The 18,298-nt window shown below is 69.4% G+C and carries 18 protein-coding genes and 1 pseudogene; 15 read left to right on the top strand and 4 right to left on the bottom strand.

From position 1 onward, the window contains the following. Positions 1-500: 500 nt before the first annotated feature. A complete protein-coding gene (locus ACFQV6_RS12120) occupies positions 501-2,153 on the bottom strand; it encodes an NlpC/P60 family protein (protein WP_378027508.1) in 1,653 nt (550 codons plus the stop codon). A gap of 353 nt (positions 2,154-2,506) precedes the next feature. Between ACFQV6_RS12120 and mqnE the strand changes: the two genes are divergently transcribed. The 8 genes from mqnE to fliQ all read left to right on the top strand — a co-directional run bounded on the left by mqnE (position 2,507) and on the right by fliQ (position 8,493). After that, the gene (gene mqnE / locus ACFQV6_RS12125; RefSeq protein WP_378027697.1) at positions 2,507-3,676 is read left to right on the top strand and encodes an aminofutalosine synthase MqnE; all 1,170 of its coding nucleotides are present in this window, start codon (positions 2,507-2,509) and stop codon (positions 3,674-3,676) included. A 48-nt stretch (positions 3,677-3,724) separates the two neighbouring features. Further along, positions 3,725-4,153, top strand: a complete 429-nt coding sequence (locus ACFQV6_RS12130) for a hypothetical protein (protein WP_378027509.1) — start codon at positions 3,725-3,727, stop codon at positions 4,151-4,153. A 13-nt stretch (positions 4,154-4,166) separates the two neighbouring features. Beyond that, a complete protein-coding gene (locus ACFQV6_RS12135; RefSeq protein ID WP_378027510.1) occupies positions 4,167-4,505 on the top strand; it encodes a DUF4229 domain-containing protein in 339 nt (112 codons plus the stop codon). A 225-nt stretch (positions 4,506-4,730) separates the two neighbouring features. Beyond that, positions 4,731-5,048, top strand: coding sequence for a PadR family transcriptional regulator (locus tag ACFQV6_RS12140; RefSeq protein WP_378027511.1), 318 nt, complete (start codon positions 4,731-4,733; stop codon positions 5,046-5,048). 318 nt (positions 5,049-5,366) lie between these two features. Then, positions 5,367-6,287 carry an ABC transporter substrate-binding protein gene (locus ACFQV6_RS12145; RefSeq protein WP_378027512.1) on the top strand — a complete coding sequence of 307 codons (921 nt, stop codon included), beginning with the start codon at positions 5,367-5,369 and terminating at the stop codon, positions 6,285-6,287. After that, positions 6,284-7,333: a FecCD family ABC transporter permease gene (locus tag ACFQV6_RS12150; protein WP_378027513.1), complete on the top strand. Its 1,050-nt coding sequence runs from the start codon at positions 6,284-6,286 to the stop codon at positions 7,331-7,333. Before ACFQV6_RS12145 ends, ACFQV6_RS12150 begins: the two co-directional genes overlap by 4 nt. A 37-nt stretch (positions 7,334-7,370) precedes the next feature. Next, a complete protein-coding gene (locus ACFQV6_RS12155) occupies positions 7,371-8,138 on the top strand; it encodes an ABC transporter ATP-binding protein (protein WP_378027514.1) in 768 nt (255 codons plus the stop codon). Positions 8,139-8,223: 85 nt separating this feature from the next. After that, complete coding sequence (gene fliQ, locus ACFQV6_RS12160; protein ID WP_378027515.1) at positions 8,224-8,493, top strand: flagellar biosynthesis protein FliQ; 270 nt, start codon at positions 8,224-8,226, stop codon at positions 8,491-8,493. 138 nt (positions 8,494-8,631) lie between these two features. Here the strand turns inward: fliQ and ACFQV6_RS12165 are convergent, their stop codons facing one another. Continuing rightward, positions 8,632-9,393, bottom strand: a complete 762-nt coding sequence (locus ACFQV6_RS12165) for a VOC family protein (protein WP_378027516.1) — start codon at positions 9,391-9,393, stop codon at positions 8,632-8,634. 308 nt (positions 9,394-9,701) lie between these two features. Here ACFQV6_RS12165 and ACFQV6_RS12170 point away from each other — a divergent pair, with 308 nt between their 5' ends. Continuing rightward, positions 9,702-10,139, top strand: coding sequence for a GNAT family N-acetyltransferase (locus tag ACFQV6_RS12170; protein ID WP_378027517.1), 438 nt, complete (start codon positions 9,702-9,704; stop codon positions 10,137-10,139). Positions 10,140-10,144: 5 nt separating this feature from the next. Here the strand turns inward: ACFQV6_RS12170 and ACFQV6_RS12175 are convergent, their stop codons facing one another. Together ACFQV6_RS12175 and ACFQV6_RS12180 are read right to left on the bottom strand one after the other, a co-directional pair. Further along, positions 10,145-11,011, bottom strand: a complete 867-nt coding sequence (locus ACFQV6_RS12175; RefSeq protein ID WP_378027518.1) for an LLM class flavin-dependent oxidoreductase — start codon at positions 11,009-11,011, stop codon at positions 10,145-10,147. Then, positions 11,011-13,017 (bottom strand): HelD family protein, encoded by a 2,007-nt coding sequence (locus tag ACFQV6_RS12180; protein WP_378027519.1) that lies wholly within the window; start codon positions 13,015-13,017, stop codon positions 11,011-11,013. Before ACFQV6_RS12180 ends, ACFQV6_RS12175 begins: the two co-directional genes overlap by 1 nt. A 229-nt stretch (positions 13,018-13,246) precedes the next feature. Here ACFQV6_RS12180 and ACFQV6_RS12185 point away from each other — a divergent pair. The 6 genes and pseudogenes from ACFQV6_RS12185 (at position 13,247) to ACFQV6_RS12210 (ending at position 18,296) form a co-directional block, all read left to right on the top strand. Continuing rightward, a pseudogene (locus tag ACFQV6_RS12185) lies at positions 13,247-13,601 on the top strand (type II toxin-antitoxin system RelE/ParE family toxin). Then, positions 13,591-13,908 carry a helix-turn-helix domain-containing protein gene (locus ACFQV6_RS12190; protein ID WP_378027520.1) on the top strand — a complete coding sequence of 106 codons (318 nt, stop codon included), beginning with the start codon at positions 13,591-13,593 and terminating at the stop codon, positions 13,906-13,908. Before ACFQV6_RS12185 ends, ACFQV6_RS12190 begins: the two are co-directional and overlap by 11 nt. A gap of 43 nt (positions 13,909-13,951) precedes the next feature. Beyond that, positions 13,952-14,557 (top strand): ArsR/SmtB family transcription factor, encoded by a 606-nt coding sequence (locus tag ACFQV6_RS12195; RefSeq protein WP_378027521.1) that lies wholly within the window; start codon positions 13,952-13,954, stop codon positions 14,555-14,557. Between the two features lie 12 nt (positions 14,558-14,569). Continuing rightward, the gene (locus ACFQV6_RS12200) at positions 14,570-15,796 is read left to right on the top strand and encodes an MFS transporter (protein WP_378027522.1); all 1,227 of its coding nucleotides are present in this window, start codon (positions 14,570-14,572) and stop codon (positions 15,794-15,796) included. A 57-nt stretch (positions 15,797-15,853) separates the two neighbouring features. Further along, entirely contained in the window at positions 15,854-16,705 is an 852-nt protein-coding gene (locus tag ACFQV6_RS12205) for a menaquinone biosynthetic enzyme MqnA/MqnD family protein (protein ID WP_378027523.1), read from the top strand. A 58-nt stretch (positions 16,706-16,763) separates the two neighbouring features. Beyond that, the gene (locus ACFQV6_RS12210; protein ID WP_378027524.1) at positions 16,764-18,296 is read left to right on the top strand and encodes a hypothetical protein; all 1,533 of its coding nucleotides are present in this window, start codon (positions 16,764-16,766) and stop codon (positions 18,294-18,296) included. Positions 18,297-18,298 lie beyond the last annotated feature (2 nt).

The following is an 18,298-nucleotide window of genomic DNA, read 5'->3' on the forward strand; positions in this document are numbered from 1 at the left end:
GGTCGAAGCCGGTGCGCTCGACACCGGGGCCGAGGCGGAAATCTTCGGCGCCGGTGGCATGTCGGCAACGGGTTTCGCGACGGCATGCTCAGCCGGATCAGAGGCAGCCGGATCAGAGGCCGGGGCATCGGAGTCCGCCGGCTCGGAGGCGGGTTTATCTGAAGCAGGTTTGTCTGAGGCGGGTGGAGCGGACTTGGGGGCTGCCCACAGCGCACCCGGAGCGGGTGGCGGCGGCGGAGCGAAGCCCTCACTGTCGCTCGCGGACGGCCCCGCGGCGGACGGCGTTCCGATCTCGCCGTCCCGGGTCGCCTGCTGCTCGTCCATGGGTCCTCCCGACCACCGCTGCCGACGGTTCGGACGTCGGGCGCTGACCTTAACCGTGCCACATCAGCCGGTGTGAACACACCCGGCACCAGGCTCGGCCGGGCCGGAACCCGAGTCCGGCGGGCATCTGGCCGATTCGGACAATTATCCGGTTAGTGGATTACTCGATATCCGGACTAATCGCCGGACGACCCACCACTGGGCGAAGCGGACGGGGAGGACGCCTTCGCCGACGACGCCTTTGTCGCGGCCGCTGAGGTCACCGTCGCCTCCGCCGCGTTCGACGAGGAGGTCGAACCGGTCGGCGCCTTCGTGGTCTCCTCCGGCGTCGGCTTGCTGGTCGTCTGATCGGGAACCGGCGTGGTGGCCGGCGTCGTCGACGAAGCCGAGGCGCTGGCCGACGCGCTTGCCGAGGCGGAAGCGCTGGCCGACGCGCTCGCCGAAGCGGAGGCGCTGGCCGATGCGCTCGCCGAGGCCGAAGCCGACGCCGACTTGGACGGGCTCGGCTGGGTGGGCGGCTTGGTCGTGCTCTTGCTCGGCGTCGGCGTCGGCGAGCTGGTGCGTGACGGGCTCGGCGCCGCGGGACCCGGCTCCTCCGGATCGGGGGCGCCGAGGTCCGGGGCTTCCGATCCGCCCTCGACCGAGCCGAACACCCGGGTGGCCTGGAAGAGCCGGCTCCACCGCACCGGTACGAGCCGGACGTTGAGACCGGTCCGCGGTGCCTCGACCATCATGCCGTCGCCCGCATACATCGCGACGTGGTGAATGCCGGTCCAGCTGTTGGACGAGCTGAAGAAGAGCAGGTCACCGGGGAGCAGCGAGTAGCGGTCGACCACCTTGTTGCGTGTTTGGTAGTACTGATCGCGGGAGACGCGGACCAGCGAGAAGCCGACTGAGCGGTAGGCCGCGTACATCAGGCCCGAGCAGTCGTACTGATCCGGGCCCTCCTCGGACCACACGTAGGGGTCGCCGCGCTGTGCGAGGGCGAACTGCAGCGCCTGGAGGGCGCGCGGGTCGGCACCGCGGCCGTCTGCCTCGCCGGCCAGGTAGTCGGCGCCGAGCTGCTGGTCGGTCGCGGTCTCGGTCGTCTCCGCCGCGCTGAGCTCGGCCGCGTTCTTCAGCTCGAGCTTCTGCTGTGCCGTCTGCTTCTGGGCGATCCGGGTGTTGAGCTGCGTCCACTGGGCCGACAGCGTCGTCGCCTGCTGGGACGCCGTGCTCTGCTCGGTGATGGCGGCCTGGAGCGTGCTCTCCGCAGCTTTCAGCCGGCGTGCGGCGCCCTCGTCGGGCGGGATGTCACCGCGCTGCAGGCGGGCGAGCGCGTCGAGGTCGAGCAGGCCGGAGTCGAGGGCGCCGGGCGGCATGGCGGCTTCCTGCTCCATGGCGGCGCTCGCTGCCTCGGTCACGTCGGCCTGAGCGAGCCGGAGCGACTCCCGGGCCTCGATGATCTTCTGGCTGGCGGTGGAGGCCTGAGCCTGCGCGATGTCGCGATCCTGACCGATCCGGATCAGCTGGTCGCCGAGTGTCGCGATCTCCGCGCGACCCCTCTCGACCTGCTGGACGACCGGGCTCGTCGGGATGCCGGGCACCCCGAGGGTCGGCGTGACGGTGGTCGTCCGGGCCGGCGTGCCCGGCAACGTCAGGTCGCCGAGCTGCACCGGACGTGCGCCCGTGTCGGGAACCGCGGCCGCGGTCGGGCCACCGGGCGCTCCGGGCACCCCGGCGAGCCCGCCTGCTCCCGGCAGCCCGGCGATCCCCGGCACCCCGGCCACCCCGGGCGCGCCCGGCACGGCGGGAGCAACGGGAGAGGGAGGTGTCGTGGGCGCTGCCATGGCCGGAATCGGCTGGAAGAGAGAGCTGAGCGCGACAGCGGTGGCCGCCGAAAAAGCGACAGGACGTAGCCAGGACTGTGCTAAGCGTAGGGGTCGAGGTGGACCTTGCCGCACTGCCTTGGACATGAGCTCCCCGTCCGCGTCGGTCGGGACCGTCGCTTGTCGTTCCTAAAGGTTCATACCCCACGCGCACTACCGGTGTCGATCGAATGAAGGTGAAAGGACGCTGAGAATTTTTCGAATATCGGGGCGCCGCTGGTTACGGCGGTGCCGTCGCGTGTCCGCTGTCAGACCCGGGACGTACTCTCGACGGCGAGGTGACGGAAGGGGCGCACATGACCGCCGGATCGACGATGGATGCCGGATTGAAGCGTGAGCTGGAGGCCAAGGTCTATGCCGGTGAGCGGCTGACCCGGGAGGACGGCATCGCGCTCTACGAGTCCGACGACCTGGCGTGGCTCGGCCGGCTGGCCCATCACAAGCGCACCGAGATGAACGGTGACCGGGTCATGTTCAACGTCAACCGGCACCTCAACCTGACGAACGTGTGCTCGGCCAGCTGTGCGTATTGCTCCTTCCAGCGCAAGCCGGGGGAGAAGGACGCCTACACGATGCGCATCGACGAGGCGGTCCGTAAGGCCAAGGAGATGGAGGACGAGCAGCTCACCGAGCTACACATCGTCAACGGCCTGCACCCGTCGCTGCCCTGGCGTTATTACCCCAAGGTGCTGCGCGAGCTGAAAGCCGCACTGCCCAATGTGAACCTCAAGTGCTTCACCGCGACCGAGGTGCAGTGGTTCGAGAAGATCAGCGGCCTTTCCGCGAGCGAGATCCTCGACGAGCTGATGGACGCCGGCCTGGAGTCGCTGACCGGTGGCGGTGCCGAGATCTTCGACTGGGAGGTCCGGCAGCACATCGTCGACCACAACTGCCACTGGGAAGACTGGTCACGCATCCACCGGCTCGCTCACTCCAAGGGCATGAAGACGCCCGCCACGATGCTCTACGGGCACATCGAGGAGCCGCGGCACCGGGTCGACCACGTCATGAGGCTGCGGGAGCTCCAGGACGAGACCGGCGGCTTCGCGGTCTTCATCCCGCTGCGCTACCAGCACGACTTCGTCGACTCCCAGGACGGCAAGGTCCGCAATCGGCTCCAGGCCCGCACCACCATGGCGGCGCCGGCCGAGTCGCTGAAGACGTTCGCGGTCTCCCGGCTGATGTTCGACAACGTGCCCCACGTGAAGTGCTTCTGGGTCATGCACGGCCTCTCCGTCGCCCAGCTCTCACTGAACTTCGGCGCCGACGACCTCGACGGCTCAGTGGTGGAATACAAGATCACCCACGACGCCGACTCGTATGGGACGCCACAGACGATGCACCGCGACGACCTGCTCCACCTGATCTGGGACGCCGGTTTCCAGCCGGTCGAGCGCAACACTCGTTATCAGGTCGTCAGGGAATATGAGAAGGCTCCGTCGCTCGCCGATCGGCGCAGCGAGCCGCAGAAGGTCTGGGCCTGAGCCGTCCCGGCAGGGCCGGATGATCTGGTGACTGAGCGGGGTGATGTGGTGACTGAGCAGAAGAGTGCACGTGGCCTGCGACGGGACGCGGGCGGACGGCTCGCGACCATCGGCGACCTGCTGGGCGCCGCGTTCGCCGGGCTGGCGGCCGGTCTCGCCGTGCTCCTGATCTTCGAAGCGGTGATGTCGCTGACCGGGCTCGGCGTGTTCGGCGACACCAACGGCTGGCTCGCGCTGATCCTGCCGCTCTGGCTCTTCAGCGAGGAATACCGTGCGGAGGGCTTCGGGGCGTACCGCGTGATTGTCGCCGGTCTCGGCGGTGGCTTCGGCGTCGCCACCGGGATGACGGCCGCCGGCGCGATCGCCGGCTTCGTTCCGGCCCTGGTGAGCGGCGCGGCCGGAGCCGCCACCGGTACGGTCGTGTATTGCCTGATCTGGTTCTACGGCCTCCGGTGGCTCAGCCATCGGTCCGGCTGAGGGAGAGAGAGTCATGAGTGCCGCCGTCAAGTACACGCTCGGCCGGCTAGGCCTGTTCGCGGTCTGCTTCACCGCGCTGCTGCCGGTTCCGCTGAACCTGCTGGTCAAGATGATGGTCGCCTTCGTGGCGTCGGCCGGCCTGTCCTTCCTTCTGCTGCGCAAGTGGCGGGACAACACCGCTGAGCAGCTCGGCGACATCGTGGCCCGCAGAACAGCCGAGAAGGACCGGCTCCGTTCGGCCCTCGCCGGCGACGAGAGCGCGGCCGAGGCGGGCGACCGGGTGGCGGCCGCCGAAGCGGGCGACCGCGTGCCCGCCACCAAGGTCCGCAAGACGACCGGCAAGCGCGCCTGACCCGGTAACGCCGGGATCGAGCAACGCCCGCGATCGAGAAGCCCGGCGTCGAGCAACGCCGGTGTCGAGCAACGCCCGGGATCGAGCGGCGCCGGGGATCGAGCGGCGCCGGGGGTCGAGCGGCGCCGGGGGTCGAGCGGCGCTGGGGATCGAGCGGCGCCCGATTTAAGATCGGCGCCGATCATCGCTGAGCGTGAGCAAGTCGATTTATGTAGACTTTCAGCCATGCCGAGGACACCACACACCTCGCCGCAGACACTGCGGCTCTTCGAGGCACTTCTGAAGGAACCCGCGACCTGGCGCTACGGCTATGACCTGAGCCGCGAGACCGGTCTGGCCTCCGGCACCCTCTACCCGATCCTCATGCGACTGTCGGAGCAGCGACTGCTCGAGGCCGGCTGGGAACCCTCCGACCAGCCCGGCCGCCCGCCCCGGCACACCTACCGCCTGACCGGCGACGGGATCGCCCTGGCCAAGGTCCGCCTCGCCGACGCCGCAAAATCCCGCAAGGCCGACACCGCCGCGATCGTGAGACCCGCATGACGGGCAGATGTCGCACCGCCGCGATCGTGAGACCCGCATGACGGGCAGATGTCGCACCGCCGCGATCGTGAGACCCGCATGACAGGCAGATGTCGCACCGGCGGGGTCGTGAGTTAGCGTTTCAACGACCGCGCCGCAGCGAAGCCGGTGAGAAACCGGAGCTGTCCCGCAACTGTGATCCCTCCATTCGGATGGTCTAGCCAGGTCGCCTGGGCGTCGGTCGCGATTCAGCGCTCCCGGGGAGGGGCGCCTCGCGGGCGGCGGGCCGGTATGGCCCCTGTCGGCGAAGCACCACATGCCCGGCCGACAGGAGGACCCATGAAACGCCTGCTCACTGCCGTCGTGGCGGCTACCGCACTGCTGATCGGCGGGTGCGCCGACACGAGCGAAGAGCCGACCGTCACCGCACCCAGCGCCGGCGCGTCGTACCCGGTCACGGTCGGCACCGTGACCCTCGACGCCCGGCCTGAGAAGATCGTCTCGTTGAGCGCGACAGCGACCGAGATGCTCTTCGCCATCGGCGCCGGGCCGCAGGTCACCGCGGTCGACGACCAGTCGAGTTTCCCGGCTGACGCACCGAAGACGGACCTCTCCGGCTTCAAGCCGAACGCCGAGGCGATCGCCGCCAAGGACCCGGACCTGGTCGTCGTCTCCAACGACATCGACAACATCGTTGCCCAGCTGGGGAAACTCACGATTCCCGTGCTGCTGGCGCCGGCCGCGAAGACGCTCGACGACACCTACGCGCAGATCGGTGACCTCGGGACACTCACCGGTCACCGGACCGAGGCCGAGAAGGTCAACGCGGACATGGCCGCGAAGATCGACGGGATCGTCGCGTCGGTGCCGGCTCGCGCCAAGCCGCTCTCCTACTTCTACGAGCTCGGGCCGGAGCTCTACTCGGCCACCTCGAAGACGTTCGCCGGTTCGGTCTTCAACCTCTTCAAGATGACGAATGTGGCCGACGCCGCGGACCCGGACGGCGCCCTCGGCGGATATCCGCAGGTGACGCAGGAGGCGCTGGTCAAGGCCAACCCGGACACGGTGTTCCTGGCCGACAGCAAGTGCTGCCAGCAGTCCGCGGAGACCGTCAAGGCCCGCAGTGGCTGGTCGGGCGTGACCGCCGTACAGAAGACTCAGATCTACCCGCTCGACGACGACATCGCGTCGCGCTGGGGTCCGCGTACCGTCGATCTTGTTCAGGCTGTTGCTGATGCGGTGAAAAAGGTCCCAGCGTGACTGACCGGCGCAGGCCTGCCGGTCTGCGCCCGGTCTGGCTCGCGGCAGGTGTGCTGGCCGTGCTGGTCGCGACAACCGCCGGCCTGGCGTTCGGCACGGTCTCGCTGCCGCCTGGCAGCGTCGCTGTGGAGATGCTCAACCTCATTCCTGGGGTACGCCTGTCCAGCGGCCTGACCGAGCGCGAGGTGTCGATCCTGCTCCAGCTCCGGCTGCCGCGAGTCGTGCTGGGGCTGCTCGTCGGGGCGATGCTGGCGCTGGCCGGAGCCGCCTACCAGGGCGCCTTCCGCAACCCGCTCGCCGATCCGCACCTGCTCGGTGTCGCCGCGGGTGCGGGGCTCGGCGTGACCACAGTGATCGTGCTGGGTGCCCATGGGGCCACGGAGCTGCCGATCGGCGTACCGCCGGCTGCCTTCACCGGTGCGATCCTCGCGGTGGCTCTCACGTGGTTGCTCGGTGCCGCCGGCGGCCGTGAGCGGTCGCCGGCCTCGCTGATCCTGGCCGGGGTCGCGGTGTCGGCGTTCCTGGCCGCCGCGCAGACCTACCTGCTGCAACGCAACGTCGAGTCGTTGCAGCAGGTGTACTCCTGGCTGCTCGGCAGGCTTGCCACCGCGGGCTGGCACGACGTGCTGCTGATCCTCCCGTACACGGTGATCACCGGTGTGATCGTCCTGACGCAGCGCCGGGAGCTGGACGTCCTGGCCGTCGGCGACGCGGAGGCGACGAGTCTGGGCCTGCACCCGCAGCGCAGCCGATATCTGCTGATCATCGCCGCGTCGCTGGGCACGGCGGCCGCGGTCTCGGTCTCCGGGCTGATCGGGTTCGTGGGGATCATCGTGCCGCACACGATCCGGCTGCTGACCGGGCCGAGTTACCGGTCGCTGCTGCCGCTGTCGGTGCTGTTCGGCGCGGCCTTCCTGACCCTGACCGACTTGCTGGCGCGAACCGCCGGCGGTGATGCGGAGATCCCGATCGGGGTGGTGACGGCGTTCCTCGGCGCACCGTTCTTCATCCTCGTGCTGCGCACCAGCAGGGCGGTAACCACATGATGATCAACGTGCTTCGCCTGAGCCGGACGGTGTTCAGGTGACGATCAACGTCGAAGGGCTTACGGTACGGCTGGACGGCACCCTCATCGTCGATGGTGTGGACCTCGACGTGGCCGACGGCGAATGGGTCACCGTCATCGGCCCCAACGGCGCGGGCAAGTCCACCGCGCTCCGGGCGATCGGCGGGCTCCTGGAGTTCGAGGGCACGATCCGCCTGCACGGCGTGCCCGTCGACCGGATGCACCGGCGGGAGCGGGCGAAAGCCGTGGCCACCGTGATGCAGTCCCCGGTCGTACCGCCGGCGATGCACGTCTTCGACTATGTCCTGCTCGGCCGTACCCCCTACATCCCGCCGCTCGGCCGCGAGTCGGTCGCGGACCTGGACGCCGTCGACGACGTCCTGGCCGCGCTCGACCTCACACCGTTCGCCGGCCGCCGCCTGGACACGCTCTCCGGCGGCGAGCGCCAGCGGGTCTTCCTGGCCCGCGCGCTCGCGCAGGGCGCCGGTGTCCTGCTGCTCGACGAGCCGACAAGCGCGCTCGACATCGGCCACCAGCAGGAGGTGCTGGAGCTCGTCGACCGCCTCCGCGCCGAACGTGGCCTCACGGTGCTCGCCACCATGCACGACCTTTCCACCGCCGGCGAGTACGCCGACCGCATGGTTCTGCTCGCCGGCGGCCGGGTCGTCGCCGCCGGTACCCCCACCGAGGTGCTCACCGAGGCCACCCTTGCCGAGCACTACCGGGTGAAGGTCCGGGTGATCGAAGGTGATCACGGCCCGCTGGTGGTCGCGGTCCGAAGTTGATCAATGGGTGTCCGGCAACCGGACCGCAACCCGCCTGCGCCCGTTTAGCACTCCTCGGAATCCTCAAGTTCCCGAAGTGACTGGCATGACGGACACAATGGTGGTGGAGCTCGGACTGCAGGCCATGAACGTCGCGGCGAAGATGTCGGCGCCGGTGCTGCTGACCGCTCTTGCGGTCGGTTTCGCGATCTCTCTGTTCCAGTCGGTCACCCAGATCCAGGAAGCCACGCTCTCCTTCGTCCCGAAGGCGATCGCGATCGGCGCGGCGCTGCTGCTCACCGGCAACTGGATGCTGCGCGAGATGATGACCTTCACGACGCAGCTGTTCGAGAAGCTGCCCACGCTTCTGGGCTGACGCCCGACGAAAAAACGGCCGCCTCCGGGCGGCCTTTTTCGTGTCCGCGCCGGGTGTCCGCGCCGGGTGTCCGCGCCGCGTGCCAGGAACGTGTCCCAGCGGCTTGTTCGGGCGGCGCGTTCCAGCAGCCGGTCCCGGTCAGCGCACGGGCGCCAGGATCGCGAACGTACCGCCCTGCGGATCCTCGACCAGCGCGTACCGTCCCACCGAGATCGACGTCGGCTGGTGCACGATCCGGCCGCCGAGCGCGTACGCGTGTTCCGCCGCCGCATCGCAGTCGGTCACCGCGAAATACACGAGCCAGTGCGGTGGCAGGTCGTCCGGCCAGGCGCTGCCGACCATCAGCTGGATGCCGGCGACCGAGGTGCGGTTGCGCTCACCGATCACGTACGGCAGGCCGCTGACGTGCGCGTCCCGAAATGTCCAGCCGAACACCGCGCCGTAGAACGCCATCGCGCCCTCCAGATCCCGGGTGTTCAGCTCGGCCCAGGTGAGCGCCCCCGGCAGGTCGAAGACCTCCGCGCCGCGCATCATCCCGGCCTCCCAGGCGCTGAACGGCGCGCCCGCCGGATCCAGGAACGCCGCCATCCTGCCCTGATCCATCACGTCGAACGGCGGGACCAGCACCTTTCCCGCCGCCGCCTCCACCCGGGCCGCGACCAGGTCGGCGTCGTCAGCCGCGAAATAGGTGCTCCAGGCGGTCTGCTGTCCCTCTCCGAAGAGCGGCCCGGCACCGGCCACCGGCAGACCGTTGAGAAGGAACGTCGTGTACCCACCGAAGTCGTCGCCGGACACCTCAGCGGTCCACCCGAAGAGCGTCGTATAGAAGCGGATCGCGCCCTCGACGTCGGCGGAGGCCAGGTCCACCCAGTTGGGCACGCCAGGGGACGGACCGGTCATGACGGGACCTCGTCGTCCATTTCGGCTGGCTGCCGCTCGGTGCAGTCGGTCACGAGCGCATCGTCGCATTTTGATGCCCGAGACCGAATGAAACTGTCGTTCTTCTGGCCGAACCGCCGACCCTCCCCCCGCCGCTAGGCCCCCCACCCCCCGCAGCCGACTCCCATCGCCCCTCCCACGCCCCGACACAGCGCTGAGCGCCAGCGGTAGACCCCAGCTGGTCCTCAGCGTCGTTTCCTGTCCGATTTGTGCACGCTGAGGACCAGCTGGGTTGTCCGAGTCGGGCTTAGTGGATCTAGGGTGGCGGGGTGGGTGAGGTGGAGATTCGGGCGGCGGGGGCGGGCGAACTCGCCGCGGTGCTGGAGTTCTGGCAGGTGGCGGCGGAGAACGAGAGCCGGCCGGCGGACACGATGGCAGCCGTCGAGGCACTGCACGGGCGGGATCCGGGCGCGCTGATCGTTGCGGTCGACGGCGGGGAGATCGTCGGAACTGTCATCGCGGGTTGGGACGGATGGCGCTGCCACATCTACCGGCTGGCGGTCGCGCCGTGGCGCCGGCGGGAGGGCATCGGGGGCCGGTTGGTGGCTGCGGCTGAGGAGCGGTTCCGGCAGTTCGGCGGTACGCGGGTGGACGCCATGGTCCTCGACGAGAACGATGCCGCGCACCGGATCTGGGGCACCAGCGGCTACCGGCAGCAGGACGATTGGTCCCGCTGGGTGAAACCGCTCAGCGCCCCAGAGCCGTAAGCGCCTCAGCGCCCCAGAGCTGTGAGCGCGGTGCGCACCTGGCCGAGCGGATCCGACCCGATCGGACGCAGCACGACCGTACTGATGCCGGTGTCGGTGAGGGTGCGCACCTTGCCCGGGATGTCGCTCGCCGGCCCGACCAGCGCGAACACCTCCTCGGGCCGCACACCCAGGAACCCCGCCTGAACGGTCATGGTCTCGAGGCTGGTCCGAGCGGCGCGTTCCGGGTCGTCGTCGATGTGCAGGAAGGTGAAACCGATCAGCTCGTGGTCGTCGCCCGCCCCGCCCCGGCGGATGTGGCCGATCGCCTCGGTGAGCTGAGCCGGGCTCAGCCCTTCGACGAGGATGGTGCCGTCCGCCGCCCGCCCGGAGAGCTCCAGCGAGCGCGGGCGCACCACACCTGTCACGACCGGCGGAACCACCGATGGCGGGTGCACGAGGCGTACGTCTTCGATCTGCACCTCTCGTCCCTCGACCGTGACGGTCTCACCTCGCAGCAGCCGCCGAACCGCGGTGACGGTCTCCTCCAGCAGGGAGAGGGGCGACTTCGGTGCCACGCCGACCTGGCGCATCCAGCCTGGCACGCCGTGACCGAGACCGGCCACCACGCGGCCCGGGTACACCCGGGCCAGGGTGGCGATCTCCATCGCGTACAGGGCGGGGCTGCGCAGCGGGGCCGGCGCGATGCCGATGCCGACCCGCAGCCGCGAGGTGGCGGCCAGCGCGATCGCGGCGGCGCTGACACCGCCGTTCCACCCGAGATCCTCCACCACCCACAGGTCGTCCGCGCCCGCCTCTTCCAGCGCGGCGGCGAAGCCGGGGAGCTCTTCAGGGACAATGTCGCGGTCGAACATCACTCCGATACGGGGCATCAAGTGATCCTAAGCGGATCGGGCAGCGGCTTGGCGTGCAGGACGGAAAGCCTGGTCACGGCGCGGGTGAGCACCACGTACAGGCGGTTGAGGCCCTTCGGCTCCGCGGACACGATGTCAGCGGGTTCGTGGACGATCACGTGGTCGTACTCCAGGCCCTTGACGACCGAGGCGGGCACCACCATGACGCGCGCCTCGGACTCGACGTCGTCGGGCGTCGCGTGCTCGATCCCGGCCGCCGTGAGGTGGCCGCGCAGCCTGCCCACCGCCGTGTCCGCCGCGATCACCGCGACCGAGCCCTCATGCCCCAGCGCGGCGGTGACCTCGGCCAGCGTCCGGGCGTCCAGGTCGCCGGCCTCCGGCACGGCAACGATGACAAGATCGCCGTCGCGGCGCAGGGAGACCGCTTCGGGCACGTTCACACCGAGGGCGGGCAGCAGGCGATTGGCCAAGGTCACCACTGCTTCCGGTACGCGGAAACCAACGGTCAGCGGCACTACGGGTGCGTCCGGTTTGCCGAGATGACCGAGGATGTCCCGCCAGTCCGTGGCGGCCCACGGCGCGGTGCCCTGAGCCAGGTCGCCGAGCAGCGTGATCGAGCCGTGCTCACTGCGCCGGGCCAGCGCGCGGGCCTGCATGGGGGAGAGGTCCTGCGCCTCGTCCACGACAACGTGACCGAAACTGTTCTCCCGCTCCAGCAGACCCGCCGCCTCGTCGAGCAGCAGCAGATCGGCCGCGGTGAACTTGGCGGACTTCACCGTCTTCGGCGGCTTGACCCAGCGGATCGCCTCCTGCTCGTCGGCGGTGAGCAGGTCACCGGCGACCGACGGATCGGTCAGCACGCTCGCGACCAGCGACTCCGCGGTGACCGCCGGCCAGGCGGCCTCCAGGAACCCCGCGACCGGCGCGACTTTGCTCATCTTGCGCAGCCAGGTCTCGTTCGGTGAGTTGCCGGTGCGGTATTCCGACTGGCGCTGGAGCAGGCTCACCACCCGGGCGAGGACACGCTCACGACCCACCGAGTACGGCAGGCCCTCCCGGCGCGCCTCGTCGACGAGCCTGCGCAGCGGCTCCACGTCGATCCGCCACCGATAGGAACCGTCCGACACCATGATCGGCTCGGCGGGTTTGCTGATCCGGCCCCACAGCGCTTTCCGGAGCACTTCGGCCAGGCGTACATCATGTTTGGTCTTTGCGGCCTGCGCCGTGTCCACGGCCTTGACCGGCACGCGGCCGATCAGCTCCGCCAGGGTGGACTGCTGCACCTCGACCTCGCCCAGGGTCGGCAGCACGGCGGAGATGTAGGACAGGAACGCGGTGTTCGGCCCGACGATCAGCACTCCCGACCGGCGCAGCCGCTCCCGATGCAGATAGAGCAGGTAGGCGGCACGGTGCAGCCCCACCGCTGTCTTCCCGGTGCCCGGCGCGCCCTGCACGCAGATCGACTCACCCAGCTCGGCCCGGACCAGCTCGTCCTGCTCGGGCTGGATGGTCGCGACGATGTCCCGCATCGGCCCGACACGCGGCCGCTCGATCTCCGCGGTCAGGATGCGGCTGCTGGTCCCCAGCTCCTCGCCGCGGTCAAGATGCTCGTCCTCGAAGCTGGTCAGCTCCCCTTTGACGAACCCGAACCGGCGCCGCGTCGCGACACCCTGCGGATCGCGGACGCTGGCCCGGTAGAAGGACCGGGAGAGCGGCGCCCGCCAGTCCAGCACCATCGGCTCGCCCGCTTCGTCGGTGACGTGCCGGCGCCCCACGTGATAGGCGACCTCCTCGATGTCGAGGCGCCCGAAGAACAGCGGTGTGTCCGGGTCGTCCGCGAGCTCCTTGACACGCCGGGCCATGTGCCGGCCCAGCTGCTCAGCGGTGTAGGCGTCCCCGGCGACCTTGTCACCGGTCGAGAAGAGCGATTGGGCCCGGTCACGCATGCGGCGCAATGCGATCCGGGAGTCGGTGAGGTGGCTACGTTCGGCGGCGAGTTCGGTGTCCAGATCAGAGGCGGGCACAGATCATCCCCAACAGGCTGGTCTTAGCTGCTGCTCGCGTATCCGGAGGACGGGTGGCCGCCCTCGGCGCGGGAACGTCCGCTGCGGTGCATTCTCACCACGGCCGTCATGCGACCACGGAGCCTACGCCTTCGCGTGGTCCTGTCCACCGATTTGATGAGCTGCCACGCGAGTGTATTAAGGATATTGTTAACCTGTGACGGAGGGGCAGGTGGAGTGGGAAATTCTGATGACTGAACAGGTCGAAGAGTTCCTTGACGGGCTGCTGGACACCGATCGAGAGACTCGTCAACCAGGCGATTCTTGTCCTGGAACGCAACGGGCCCGCCGAGGGTAGGCCGCTGGTGGACAGCATCACGGCATCGAACCTGTCGAACTTGAAAGAGCTGCGACCGCCGTCGGCCGGACGGACGGAGATCAGAATTCTATTCATCTTCGATCCGTGGAGATCTGCAGTTCTGTTGGTTGCTGGTGACAAGTCCGGTCAGTGGAGTCGTTGGTACCGGGGTGCCATCCCTGAGGCTGAGCAGCGATACGCCGGGTACCTCAAGGAGCGGCAGGAGGCGATGCGCGATGGGGGCTAAGCGGTGGCGGGATACCGAGCATCTGGAGCGGGCCGTGGAAACGGCGGGTGGCTCTGAGGCTTTTGAGGATGATATCGGCCGAATGCTGGACGAAGCACGTGGCTGGCGTCTCGCGGAGTTGCGCAAACGGCGTGAGATGACCCAGGAGCAGGTTGCCCAGCGCATGGGTGTCTCCGTCGCGAGGGTGTCGCAGATCGAGTCCGGCGCGGTCTCGACTCAGGATGTGTTGGCCCGCTACATCGCCGCGCTCGGTGGGACGTTGAAGCTGATCGCGGACTTCGGCGACGAGCAATTGAAGGTTGCTTGAGGTCTGTCTGAGTGTCTTCAGCTCGCCTGGCAAGAATGGGGGGATGGGTGAGCGGGAGAGTGGGCGGTCGGAGGGACGGATCTCCGACGCACGGACGATGCGGGCGCTGGCGCATCCGGCTCGGATCGAGATTGTCGAGCATCTGAGTGTGACCGGTGAGGCGGTGACCGCCACCGAGTGTGCTGGGATGGTCGGGCTGTCGCCGAGTGCGACCAGCTATCACCTGCGGGAGCTGGCGAAGTACGGGCTGGTGGAGCAGGCGGCGAGTCGCGGGGACGGGCGGGAGCGGCTGTGGCGGAGTACGAATGCGAGCCTGTGGATCGAGGGTGACGCGGAGCAGCCGGAGGCGCTGGCGGCGGAGCGGGCGCTCATCGACCTCTACCTGAATCGGGATCAGGACCGGCTTCGCGCCTGGGTGGGCCGGCAGTCGGAGGAGCCGCAGCAGTGGCGGGACGCCAGTGCGCTGATGAGTCAGCATCTGCTGGTCACGGCCGAGGAGCTGGCCGAGTTGACCAAGCGGGTGCGTGCGCTGATGGAGCCGTACCGGTTGCGGGAACGACAGGCCACGGCGGCGGCGGAGGCCCGGCAGGTGTTTGTTCAGTACGCGGCTTTTCCCCGGGCTCAGCTTGCGCCGGAAGATGTGAAGTAATACTTTCGAAGTATGTCCTTCACATCTGATGGCTCGCGTTGGTCGGACGTGTACCTGGCCGCGGCCGGGCGGGCGATCTCGGTGTGCGGCGACTTCCTGGCGGCCACGACGCTCGCGCTGGTGCTGCAGCAGTCCGGCCACGGCGGGATGGCGGTTTCCGGGCTCCTTGTCGCGGCGAGCCTTCCGATCACCCTGCTCGCCGCTCCCGCCGGCCGGCTGGTTGATCGTGCGGACAGTCGTACCCTCCTGATTTTGATGGGGTTCGCCCAGGCCGCGGTCTGTGCGGCCCTCGCCTTCACCACCCACCCGGTGTTGATCGTCGCCCTGGTCGCCCTGCTCTCGTGCGGCCTGGCCGTCACCCAGCCCACCTTCGCCGCCCTGCTCCCGGGGATGGTGCGCAGCGCCGACCTGGCCAAGGCCAGCGGCATCGTCCAGACCGCCGGCCAGATCGGCATGCTTGCCGCCCCCGCGCTCGCCGGGATCCTGGTCGGGCTGACCGGCCCCCGCGTGCCGCTGCTGCTGGACGCCGCCAGTTACCTCGCGCTGGTGGTGATCGGCCTGCTGATCCGCACACGGCGCGGTGCCGCCACCGGCAAGACGGCCGGCAGTGTGCCCTTCCGGTTGCGCACCGACCGCAGCCTCACCGTCATGACGGTGGCGGTCGCGGCAGTCGTCGCCGGGGTCAACGCGGTGAACGTCTTCGAGGTGTTCTTCATCCGCGACACGCTCGGGGCGTCGACAGCGGTCTACGGGTTCGTGATGGCGTCGTGGACGGTGGGGATGCTGGCCGGCAGCCTGGTCGTCGGCCGGGTGCCGCGGCGGCGCCTCACCCTGCGTGTGGTGCTCGCCCTGCTCGCGGCGTCCTGCCTGGCGGTGCTCGCCGGAGCATCGGTGCAGAGCGCGGGATGGCTGATCCCCCTCTGGATCCTGGGCGGTGTCGCGAACGGCGCCCTCAACGTCTGCACCACCGTGATGATCGCCGGGCGGGTGCCGGCCGAGGCGCACGGGCGGGCGTTCTCGGCGTACGGCGCGGCGGTCCAGGGTGCGGGCCTGCTGGGCCTGATCGTGGCGGGCCCGCTGGCCGACCAGTTCGACCCGCGGGTGCTGGTCGCGGGTGCTGGCGTGCTCGGTGTGACGGCGGCGCTCGCCTGCGTGCCGCTGGTGCGACGCGATCGCGAAGAACAGGCCGGTGAGATGAGCGCACCAGCCGGCAGCAGCAAGCCCTCAGCTGCGATATGAGCCACGCGGAGCCTCTCCGAGCGGCGATCCCGGCAAGGTCAGCGTTAACGTCGCAGGATGAGCGACAGCGTCCGTCGGCCCCGGGTCGGGCATATTCAGTTCCTCAACTGCCTGCCCATCTACTGGGGGCTGATGCGGTCGGGCGCCCTGCTCGACGTCGATCTGTACAAGGACACCCCGGAGCGGCTCAGTGCGTCGCTCGTCGCCGGTGATCTGGACATCGGGCCGATCACGCTGGTGGAGTACCTGCGGCACAGCGAGGAGCTGCTCCTGCTGCCCGACCTGGCCGTGGGCAGTGACGGGCCGGTGCTGTCGGTCAATCTGGTGTCCACCCGGCCTCCGGCCGAGTTGGATGGGCGTCCGGTCGCGCTCGGTTCGACCTCGCGGACCGGCGTGATGCTCGCGCAAATGCTTCTGACCGAGAGGTACGGCGCCGAGCCCCGTTATTTCCGATGCCCACCGGACCTGTCGCAGATGCTGATGGAGGCCGACGCCGGTGTGCTGATCGGCGATCCGGCGCTGCGGGCGATGTACGAGGCACCCGCCCTCGGCCTCCAGGTGATCGATCTGGCCGAGGCGTGGCGGGAGTGGACCGGTCTGCCGATGGTGTTCGCGGTCTGGGCGGTCCGCCGGGACTTCGCCGCCGCGCATCCTGGCATGGTCAAGGACGTGCACGAGGCGTTCCAGCGGTCCCGGGACCTCTGCCTGGGCGAGCTGGACGAGGTGGCCGAGTCCGCCGCCCGGTGGGAGCCGTTCGACGCGGCGACCCTGGCGAACTATTTCCGGGCGCTGGACTTTTCGCTGGGTGAGCGCCAGATCGCCGGTGTGCGGGAATTCGCCCGCCGTGCCGCCGAACGCGGAGAAGTGCCGTTCCTGCCCTCGGAAGGGCCCCTTTTCGCCGATGTTTGATCTTGCACGTGGGCGGGCTTAGGCTCCTCGGACTTTCCCCGGTCTGAAGTCGGTGCCCATGCGTCTGCGTGTCCTGTTTCACCGTCTCGCCCTGCCCGCGGTGGCCGCCGGCCTGGCTCTGACCGGCCTGGCCCTGCCCGCCTACGCGGACGAGAAAGCTGACGAGAAAGCCGACGCGAAGTCCAAGTTCGATGTGCCGATGGTCGGCATCTACGGCCCGGAAACGGTCACCGTGATCAGCGGCCAGTCGAAGACGGTCAAGATCGAGCTGATCAACGTCGGCGGCGCGGCGGCCAAGGGCGTGGTCCTCGAGTTCGGCGACGCGGAACACCCGGTCACCGCCGACCTCGGGCTGACCCCGCCGTCCGGCTGCACCAGCACGTCCTGCGACGTCGGCGACATCAAGGCCGGTGAGTCGCGCATCGTGCGGTTCACGCTGAAGCCCACCACGACCGCGAAGGTGCTGCCGCTCACCACCGTCATCGGCGGCCTGGACAGCTTCGGCACCTCGATGGCGGTGGTGCGTACCGACAAGGGCGGCGCCGACCTGGAGATGGGCGACGTCGAGGACCTCAAGCTGGGCCGGGGCGGCGCGGCTGACGTGCCGGTGGTCGTCAGCAACACCGGCAACCGGGAGGTCGAGGCCGTCGCCCTGCTGGTCCTGCCGGTCTTGGGCGGCGTGGACCCGGTGCTGGACTACCGCAACTGCGAGGTCGACGACGAGTTCGGCGGGATCGTCTGCGTCTTCAACGAGCCGCTGGCCGCGGGCGGGACCTTCCGGCTGCCGGAGGCGACCCCGCTACAGATCAGGGTGAAGGCGGACGCACCCGGCCCGTACGAGTACCCGATCATGGTCGCCGCTGTCGGGCTCACCGAGAAGTACGTCTTCGACTTCACGGCCCGCAACGCCGGCGCCAAGGGCGAGGTCCTGAAGCTGGAGGCGCTCGCCAGGGCATCGGCGGACGAGCCGAAGCCGGTCGAGGACCTCAACGAGGACGACAACTTCACCGACTTCGCGGTCTCGGTGCCGAAGTCGTCGGCTGACACCGCGGCCGTCGGCGGAGTCTTCAAGGGTGCGGTCGGCGACGAGACGACGGCCGCGGTCGGCGTGCGGAACTTCGGCCCGACCGCCCTCATCCCGCCGACCGTGGAGAACCTGCCTTACCTGCGCGTCAGGGTGCCGGGCGGGATCGACCTGACCGAGATCGACGGGCGGTGCATCGCCGGCACCTCCCCGGACGACGTCGAGGAGGAATTCTTTGAGTCGCTGGGCGGGCGCGATTACGTCTGCCTGTTCTTCGACGGCCTGCCCAGCGGGGAGAAGAGCGTGTTCTCCTTCACCGGCGAGATCCTGGAGGGCGAGCACGGGGCGGGCAAGGTGACCGTCCACGGCGGAGTGCAGGACGGCAAGGCCGGCAACAACACCGCTGCGTTCACGGTCGAGCTGGCCGCGGGCGGTTCGGGCGGTGGCCTACCGGTCACCGGGGCGCCGGCCGGGCTGGTGGCCGGCGCGGGTGCTGTCCTGCTGGTGGCCGGCGTTCTCGCGTACCGCATGGCTCGTCGCAGGCGGATCGTCACAGTCGTGGAATGACC

The sequence above is a fragment of the Actinoplanes sp. GCM10030250 genome (genome assembly GCF_042666575.1).
Taxonomy (GTDB): domain Bacteria; phylum Actinomycetota; class Actinomycetes; order Mycobacteriales; family Micromonosporaceae; genus Actinoplanes.